Consider the following 8,218-nt stretch of genomic DNA (forward strand, 5'->3'; position numbering starts at 1 on the left):
CTCCCGGGTCGGGCAGCTCCGTCGCCGCCCGGGCGGCGACGGCCCGCAGCGCCTCGCCGGGCACCTGGCCGGCCTCGACCCCGAACTCCGCCAGCAGCAGCGGGCGCAGTCCGGGCGCCAGGCCGGGGTGGAGCAGTCGCCGCACCCGCGTGCCCACCAGCGGGTCCAGCCTGTCGGGGGTGGGCCCGTAGGCGGACAGTCCGGTGGCGTACACCGTCAGGGGGGCGTCGGGGAAGATCTGGGCCAGCGCCCGGCCCGGACCGGTCTCGACGCGCTCCACCACCAGCTCGACCGCCGTGTCGCCCAGGCCCCACAGGGAGCGCAACTGCCGCTCCCACAGGGGCGCGTCGTCGGGGCGCGGCGTCCAGGCGGCGGGGTGGAGCGGGGTGACGGCGGCGTTCCAGGACAGCACTCGGCCGAAGCGGTCGCGCAGCGGCCGGAAACCGGGCAGGGCGTCCGGGGCGGGGACGGTCTCGGGGATCGGGGCGGTGTTCGCGACCAGCAGCAACCGTTCGCGGGCCGCCCCCAGCAGACCCGCGTCCGCCGCGGCGGCCAGCAGCGCCACGCCGTGCGGGGTGGAGGCCACCAGCAGCCGCACGGGGGGATCGTCGCGGTGGTCCGCGCTCATCGGACGGCCTCCGCCGGGGACGCGGCGGGGGACACGGCGGGGCGGCGCCGCAGCCGGCGCAGCGGCGCGGCGCGCTCGGCGCCCATGGAGTCCAGCGCCTGCGACACCAGTTCGCCGGGCATCCGGCGCAGGGCCGCCGCGCAGCGGGCACGCAGGGTGCGGCGCAGCCGCGGCTCGAAGCGGTCGCCGGTCAGGTGATGGTGGATGACCGCGCAGTAGGTGCGCACGGCCTTCGGCAGCAGCGCGGCGGCCTCCCGGTCCCGGGAGGTCTCCTCCACCAGCAGGTCGTAGGCGCGCAGGAAGTCGAGTTGCCGCTCGTCGCCGGTCCGGGTGAGCGAGGTGGCCACCCCGCGCCGGTAGAAGAGGCCCGTCAGGCCGACCACGGCGAAGGACGCCGCCTCGCGGTGCAGCCGCCAGATCCAGGGCCGGTCCTCGGCGGTGTGCAGACCGTCGTCGAAACGCAGGAGGCCGGAGTCCAGCAGCCGCCGGTGGTAGACGCCGGCCCAGGCGTAGGCGTAGTCGACCGCGGTGGTGCGGTGCGCGGGGAGGATGGCGTCGCGCGGGTCCAGCACTCTGCCCCGGCGGCCCTCGGGCGCCCGGACCAGGGTGCGCCGGCGGCCGGTGCTGCGCACATGGTCGGTACGGAGGAAGTCGCAGCCCAGCGCCTCGGCGGCGGCGAGCAGTTCGCGGTAGTGGCCGGGGGCCGCCCAGTCGTCGCCGTCGAGGAAGGCGATGTACCGTCCGCGCGCCGCGTTCAGGCCGGTGTTACGGGCGCGGGCCACGCCGCCCTGGAGCCGGTGGCGCACGAGGACCGCGCCGGGGATTTCCTTTTCCGCGCGTTCCAGGAGTTCCGAGGTGCCGTCGGTCGAGAAGTCATCGACCAGAATGAATTCGATGTCCCCTTTTCCGAAGGCGGCCGAGTTGGCGCGCAGGCTCCGGAGCGCGTCGGGGGCGTAGGGCCGAACATTGCGGAACGGCACGATGACGGAGAGCTTGACCACTCCGGAGAGGTTAGGGGCCCGAACGCCATCAATGCTGTCCAAGAGTGTACAGGTGGGTGAAATCGAGGTTTCGGAATGGTGAATTCCGCGTTCCGGGGAACTGGTTGGCCTTACGTCAGTGTGCTGTTAACCGTCTGTTGTGTTCGCGTTGGGCTGAGAATCGGAATGTCTTTCTAGCGTCTGCAACGTGCCATCACGTACCGCATCGGATTCCCCGGACAACGCCTCGGACAGCGCTCCGGACAACGCGACACGCATCGCCGTTCTCGCCGATTCCGACACCCGCTGGAAATGGGGTGCGCTCACCGCGCACCGCATCGTTCCCGGCGCGCGTATCGACGGACTGCTGCTGCGCGGCCGGGCCACCCCGACCGCACGCCAGCTCGACGAGGTGGGCGTGCGCGCCGCCTCGCTGCGCGAGGTGACGGCCGCGGAGTTCCTGCGTCTGGCCGACCGCGACGCGTACGACGCGGTGGTGCTCTCCTGCGTCGGAGGCACCGTCCAGGCGATGCTGCACGGCCTGTCCCACCGTCTGGACGGAAGCGATCGCCGCCCGGTCACCGTCACCGGCTACGTCGGGGTCGTCTACGAGAAGCTCGCCGACGGACTGCTGCTGCGGCACGGCGCGGATGTCGTCCTGGCCAACTCCGCGCATGACGCCGAGCGCTTCCGCGCGGTCTACGAGGGTGTCGGCGCGGGCGCCGGCGCCGTCGTGGAGTGTGCGCTGCCCTTCCTCGGCGGCGAGCCGTACCGGGAGTCCGACGAGCGGCCGTACACGGTCGTCTTCGCCGTCCAGCCCTCCGTCCCCGCCTCCCGCGCCGACCGCGAGTACCTGCTGCGCCGCGCCGCCGGGCACGCCCGCCGCCACCCCGACCGTGAGGTGCTGGTCAAACTGCGCAGCAGGCCGGGCGAGCACACCACGCACATCGAGGAGCAGCCCTACCAGAAGCTCGCGGCGCGGATCCCCGGCGGGCTGCCGGACAACTGCCGCCTGGTCTACGGCCACATGGGCGAGGTACTGGACCGCACCGACCTGCTGGTCACCGTCAGCTCCACCGCCGCCCTGGAGTCGCTGCACCGGGGCATCCCCACCGCGATCCTCACCGATCTCGGCGTCCGCGAGGCGCTGGGCAACCACCACTTCATCGGCTCGGGCTGTCTGACCTCCTGGGACCGGCTCGACTCCGGGCTGCTGCCCAAGGCCGACCCGGTATGGACGGCCCGGCAGGGCGTCGTCGCCGACGGCCCCTACGAGGCGGCCTTCGACGCCGCCCGCGAGCGCGTCGCAGAGCTCCTGGCCCGCTCCGCCCTGCCGCCGGTCGCCCCCTACTACACGTCCACCACCGCGCCCGGCTACCTCCCCGGCATCCTCGCCCGCCACGGACTCGACCCCTCGGGCGCGCCCCGGACGGGAGCGGAGGCCGGCCGGCCGGCCTCCGGGCTGCGCCGGGCCGTCCGGGCGGCCGTACGGGACGCGGCGCGCGGGGCGTACCGCCATGGCGTCCAGCGCGTGGCGCCGGTCATCCGCCGGATGGGGGAGCTGTGAGCACGCCCGGCATCCCTCGGACCGCAGTACAGCAAGGAGCGTCCTCCGTGTCCCCCAGTGTCTCCGGCGGCCTCAACAGCCCCGGCAGTCCCGACAGCCCCGTCGTCCTCGCCGTGATCCCCGCCCGCGGCGGCTCCAAGGGCGTGCCCGCGAAGAACCTCGCCACCGTCGGGGGAGTGCCGCTGGTCGTCCGCGCGGTACGGGAGTGCCTGGCGGCGCGGGGTGTGACGCACACGGTCGTCTCCACCGACGACGATGCCATCGCCGAGGCCGCCCGCGGCGCGGGCGCCGAGGTGGTGCGTCGGCCCGCCGGTATCGCGGGCGACACCGCTACCAGCGAGGCCGCCGTCCTGCACGCCATGGACGTCCACGCCGAGCGGCATGGACGGGCGGCCGAGGTGGTGCTGCTGGTGCAGTGCACCAGCCCCTTCCTCACCCGCGAGGACGTCGAGGGCGTGGCCGCCGCGGTGACCGGCGGCGCCGACAGCGCGCTGACCGTGGCCCCCTTCCACGGCTTCGTCTGGCGCGAGGAGACCCCCGGGGACGCGGCGGGCGGCGGGGTCGGCGTCAACCACGACAAGGCGTACCGTCCGCGCCGCCAGGACCGGCCGCAGGACCTGCTGGAGACCGGCGCCGCCTACGCGATGCGCGCCGATGGCTTCCGCACGGCCGGGCACCGCTTCTTCGGCCGCACCGAACCGGTGCGCACCGACCCGGCGCGCGTGCTGGAGATCGACGACCCGCACGACCTCGCCCGCGCCCGCGCGCTCGCACCACTGCTCGACGGCGGGGCGGACGGGCGCCCCGGCGCGCTTCCGGCCCGCGACGACGTCGACGCGGTCGTACTCGACTTCGACGGCACCCAGACCGACGACCGGGTGTACGTCGACTCCGACGGACGGGAGACGGTCGCGGTCCACCGCGGCGACGGGCTCGGCATCGCCGCCCTGCGCCGCGCGGGGCTGCCGCTGCTGATCCTGTCCACGGAGGAGAACCCGGTGGTCGCCGCACGGGCCCGCAAGCTGCGAATCCCCGTGCTCCACGGCGTCGACCGGAAGGACCTCGCCCTCAAGCAGTGGTGCGAGGAGCAGGGCATCGCGCCGGAGCGCGTGCTCTACGTCGGAAACGACGTCAACGACCTGCCGTGCTTCGGCCTGGTCGGCTGGCCCGTCGCCGTGGCCAGCGCCCACGACGTCGTACGCGGCGCAGCCCGCGCGGTCACCTCCACCCCCGGAGGGGCCGGTGCGATCCGCGAGATCGCCTCGTGGATCCTCGGAAAGGAACTGTCTTGAGCATGACCAGCCCCCGCCTCCGTACCCTCGGCGCCAAGACCGTGGGTCCGGGCCACCCGGTCTACGTCACCGGCGAGATCGGCATCAACCACAACGGCGACCTGGAGAACGCGTTCGCCCTGATCGACGCCGCCGCCGACGCCGGCTGCGACGCCGTGAAGTTCCAGAAGCGCACCCCGGAGGTCTGCACCCCGCGCGACCAGTGGGAGATCGAGCGCGACACTCCCTGGGGCCGGATGACCTACATCGACTACCGCCACCGCGTCGAGTTCGACGAGGAGGGCTACCGGGCCATCGACGCCTACTGCGAGAAGAGGGGCGTCGACTGGTTCGCCTCCCCGTGGGACGTGGAGTCCGTCGCCTTCCTGGAGAAGTTCGACGTGCCCTGCTACAAGGTGGCCTCCGCCTCCCTGACCGACGACGAGCTGCTGCGCGCGATGCGCGCCACCGGCCGTACCGTCATCCTCTCCACCGGCATGTCCACGCCGAAGCAGATCCGGCACGCGGTGGAGGTGCTGGGCAGCGAGAACATCGTGCTCTGCCACGCCACCAGCACCTACCCGGCCAAGGCCGAGGAGCTCAACCTGCGGATGATCCACACCCTGCAGTCCGAGTACCCCAACGTGCCGATCGGCTACTCCGGCCACGAGACCGGCCTGCAGACCACGCTGGCCGCCGTCGCGCTGGGCGCCGCCTTCGTCGAGCGCCACATCACCCTGGACCGCGCGATGTGGGGCTCCGACCAGGCCGCCTCCGTCGAGCCGCAGGGCCTGCAGCGCCTGGTGCGCGACATCCGCACCATCGAGGAGTCCCTCGGTGACGGCGTGAAGAAGGTCTACGACAGCGAGATCGGGCCGATGAAGAAGCTGCGCCGGGTCAAGGGCGTCGTGGCCGAGGCCGAGGAGTCCGCCGCCGGCAGCGAGCCGGCAGCGGTCTGACGGGAACGACGGGCTGACGGGGCGATCCAAGGTGAGCGCAGGCGCAGTCCCCGGCGGGACCCCGGGCGGGGTCTCGCCGCAGTCGGCCCGGAGGCCGGGAACGGCCGGGGCGCGTCGGGGGGCGCGCCCCGGCCGCCGCCCCGGGGGAGTCGGCCGCCCCGGGCGCCGCACGGGCACCCTCGCCTTCGTCGAGAGTCCGGTGCAGCTCCTCAACGTCCTGGAGTGGGCCCACACCCGGGTCCACACCGCGCGGGGCGAGGGTGAGGTGAGCGGCGGCCTGACCGTGGTCGTCCTGCCGCCGCGGGAGGCGATGGCGCGCGGCCAGCTGCGGCGGATGGCCGAGCTGGCGCGCGACGAGGGGATCACGGTCCGCTGGGAGGAGGCGCGCGGCGGCGCGGGCGCGCCGCTGCGGACGATCGCCTCCCTGCTGGGCCCGCTGCGCCGCGCCGCGCAGATCGTGGTGGGCGACCCGTTCTCGCGGTACGTGCAGCTGCTGCTCTCCCTCGCCCGCACCGAGGGAGCCGCGCCGGGACCGGGAGGACCGGGGGGTGTGGTGGTGGTCGACGACGGGACGGCCACCATGGAGTTCGTCACCCAGCTCGCCCGCGGCGAGCGCCTGGTGCGATGGCACCGCAGGGGAGCGGGGGGAGCGCGCGCCGCGCTCTTCGCGCCCGTCTCCGCCTCCGCCCGCCGCCGGATGACACCGTCTGCGCGGCGGCGGGTCGAGGTGTTCAGCTCGATGCCGGTCGAGGCGCCCGAGCACGTGTCGGTCATCCGCAACGACTTCGCCTGGACCCGCGCCCGCTTCGGCCCGCCCGCGCTCACCGGCGGCACCGACCTGGTGGGCACCTCGCTGGTGGAGACCGGTGTGGTGGATCCCGAACGCTATCTGGAGGCCGTCGCCTCCCTGACCCGGGCCCACGGCGCCACCCGCTACTTCGCCCACCGCCGCGAGAGCCCGGAGAAGCTGCACCGCATCGCGTCCGGGACGGGGCTGGAGATCGTACGGCCGGACCTCCCGCTGGAACTGGTGGCCCGCCGCGGCCCCGTAGGCCGCACCATAGTGAGCTTCCCCTCCACCGTCGTCCACACCCTCCCGCTGGCCCTGGCCGGCACCGGGGTGACGGTGGCGGTCTGCGACGTGGACCCGGCCTGGCTGACGGAGGGCGCCTCGCCGCGCGCCCGGGGCTTCCTTTCCGGCGTCACCGGCACCGCGCGGGGGGCGCGGCGGCTGCCGTCGGCCCCGCCCGCCCCGTGAACACGGCGGGCGCGCCCCCTCCGGCGTACCGTCCCGTATACCGGACGGGGTGAGCCGAGCGGAATCCAAGGTCATACCCATCCGCATCAGGCCGTATGCGACCGCCGATTTGTTTTTCTCCCCTACGGAGGGTGAACTTTCGCTGTTCTCTCTGCACACGGCTGTCACCTGGGCTTACCCTCGACAGGGTGAGCCAGTTGTTGTCGCCAGAGTCCAGTATCCGGACCACCGATGAGACGGCGCTGCCCGGCGCCGTGCCGGAGGCCCTCCGTGCCGAGCTCATCGTCTTCCGCCGGGACCTGCACATGCACCCCGAGCTGGGCCACCAGGAGTTCCGGACCACCGCCGCCATCAGGGAGCGGCTGGAGAAGGCCGGGCTCGCCCCCCGGGTGCTTCCCGGCGGCACGGGACTGATCTGCGACATCCACCCGGGCGGGGCGGACGCCAAGCGCGGCGCGCGCCCGATGCTGGCGCTGCGCGCCGACATCGACGCGCTCCCCATCCCCGACACCAAGACCGTCCCCTACCGCTCGGCGGTCCCGGACCGGGCGCACGCCTGCGGCCACGACGTGCACACCACCGCCGTGCTCGGCGCGGGGATCGTCCTGGCCGGCCTGGCACGCCGGGGCGAGCTGCCGCACTCGGTGCGGCTGCTGTTCCAGCCCGCCGAGGAGGTGCTGCCGGGCGGTGCCACCGACGCCATCGAGGCGGGGGTGCTGGAGGGGGTGGGCCGGATCGTCGCCGTCCACTGCGACCCCAGGGTCGAGGCCGGACGCATCGGCCTGCGCGCCGGCCCCATCACCTCCGCCTGCGACCGGTTGGAACTCTCCCTCGACGGACCCGGCGGCCACACCGCGCGCCCGCACCTGACCACCGATCTGGTCACGGCGGCGGCCAAGATCGTCACCGAGGTCCCGGCGGTGCTCTCCCGCCGTGTGGACACCCGCGCCGGACTCGCCCTGACCTGGGGACGGCTGGAGGCGGGCCACGCCCCCAACGTCATCCCGCAGCACGCCGAGCTGTCCGGCACCATCCGCTGTCTGGACCTGCCCGCCTGGCGGGTCGCGCCCGACCTGGTGCACGCGGCGATCGACGAGGTCGCGACGCTGCACCGCGCCAAGTTCGACCTCGACTACATCCGCGGCGTCCCCCCGGTGGTCAACGAGCAGGCCACCGCCGAGCTGCTGCGCGACGCCATGATCTCCCGGCTCGGCCACGGCTCGGTCGAGGACACCGAGCAGAGCCTGGGCGGCGAGGACTTCTCCTGGTACCTGGAGCACGTCCCCGGCGCGATGGCCCGCCTCGGGGTGCGCCCGCCGGGCGACCGCGCGCCGCGCGACCTGCACCAGGGTGACTTCGACGTCGACGAGAGCGCCATCGCGGCGGGCGTGGAGCTGTTCACGGCCGCCGCCCTGCTGGACGCCGAGCGCGAGTAGGGCACGGGTGCCCGGCCCCCCGCCGGAGCCCGGCGGGGGGTCGGCGGGGCCCCGGCGGACCGCGGGCGCGTGACCAGTCTCACGCCGCGTTCCGGCCGGTGGCCGACGGGGCGCCCCGT

At 74.3% G+C, this 8,218-nt stretch carries 6 protein-coding genes and 1 pseudogene; 5 read left to right on the forward strand and 2 right to left on the reverse strand.

All coding sequences use genetic code 11. The annotated features are described in order from the left end of the window. Together LJ221_RS21985 and LJ221_RS21990 are read right to left on the reverse strand one after the other, a co-directional pair. Window positions 1–628: pseudogene (locus LJ221_RS21985) on the reverse strand (hypothetical protein); the annotation flags it as partial. Continuing rightward, window positions 625–1,629: a glycosyltransferase family 2 protein gene (locus LJ221_RS21990; protein ID WP_241718459.1), complete on the reverse strand. Its 1,005-nt coding sequence runs from the start codon at window positions 1,627–1,629 to the stop codon at window positions 625–627. The gene LJ221_RS21990 and the pseudogene LJ221_RS21985, both read right to left, overlap by 4 nt. Before the next feature lie 187 nt (window positions 1,630–1,816). Here LJ221_RS21990 and LJ221_RS21995 point away from each other — a divergent pair, with 187 nt between their 5' ends. From LJ221_RS21995 to LJ221_RS22015, 5 genes are all read left to right on the forward strand, one after another. Beyond that, window positions 1,817–3,175, forward strand: a complete 1,359-nt coding sequence (locus tag LJ221_RS21995; protein ID WP_241718460.1) for a DUF6716 putative glycosyltransferase — start codon at window positions 1,817–1,819, stop codon at window positions 3,173–3,175. A 47-nt stretch (window positions 3,176–3,222) separates the two neighbouring features. Next, a complete protein-coding gene (locus tag LJ221_RS22000) occupies window positions 3,223–4,467 on the forward strand; it encodes an N-acylneuraminate cytidylyltransferase (protein ID WP_241718461.1) in 1,245 nt (414 codons plus the stop codon). A 2-nt stretch (window positions 4,468–4,469) separates the two neighbouring features. Continuing rightward, window positions 4,470–5,405 (forward strand): N-acetylneuraminate synthase family protein, encoded by a 936-nt coding sequence (locus tag LJ221_RS22005; protein WP_241718462.1) that lies wholly within the window; start codon window positions 4,470–4,472, stop codon window positions 5,403–5,405. 31 nt (window positions 5,406–5,436) lie between these two features. Then, entirely contained in the window at window positions 5,437–6,663 is a 1,227-nt protein-coding gene (locus LJ221_RS22010) for a hypothetical protein (protein WP_374228533.1), read from the forward strand. 188 nt (window positions 6,664–6,851) lie between these two features. Beyond that, window positions 6,852–8,099, forward strand: coding sequence for an amidohydrolase (locus LJ221_RS22015; protein WP_241718464.1), 1,248 nt, complete (start codon window positions 6,852–6,854; stop codon window positions 8,097–8,099). The last annotated feature ends 119 nt before the right edge of the window (window positions 8,100–8,218 follow it).

Origin of the sequence: Streptomyces sp. CNQ085 (assembly GCF_022614595.1) — a bacterium.
Classification (GTDB): Bacteria; Actinomycetota; Actinomycetes; order Streptomycetales; family Streptomycetaceae; genus Streptomyces.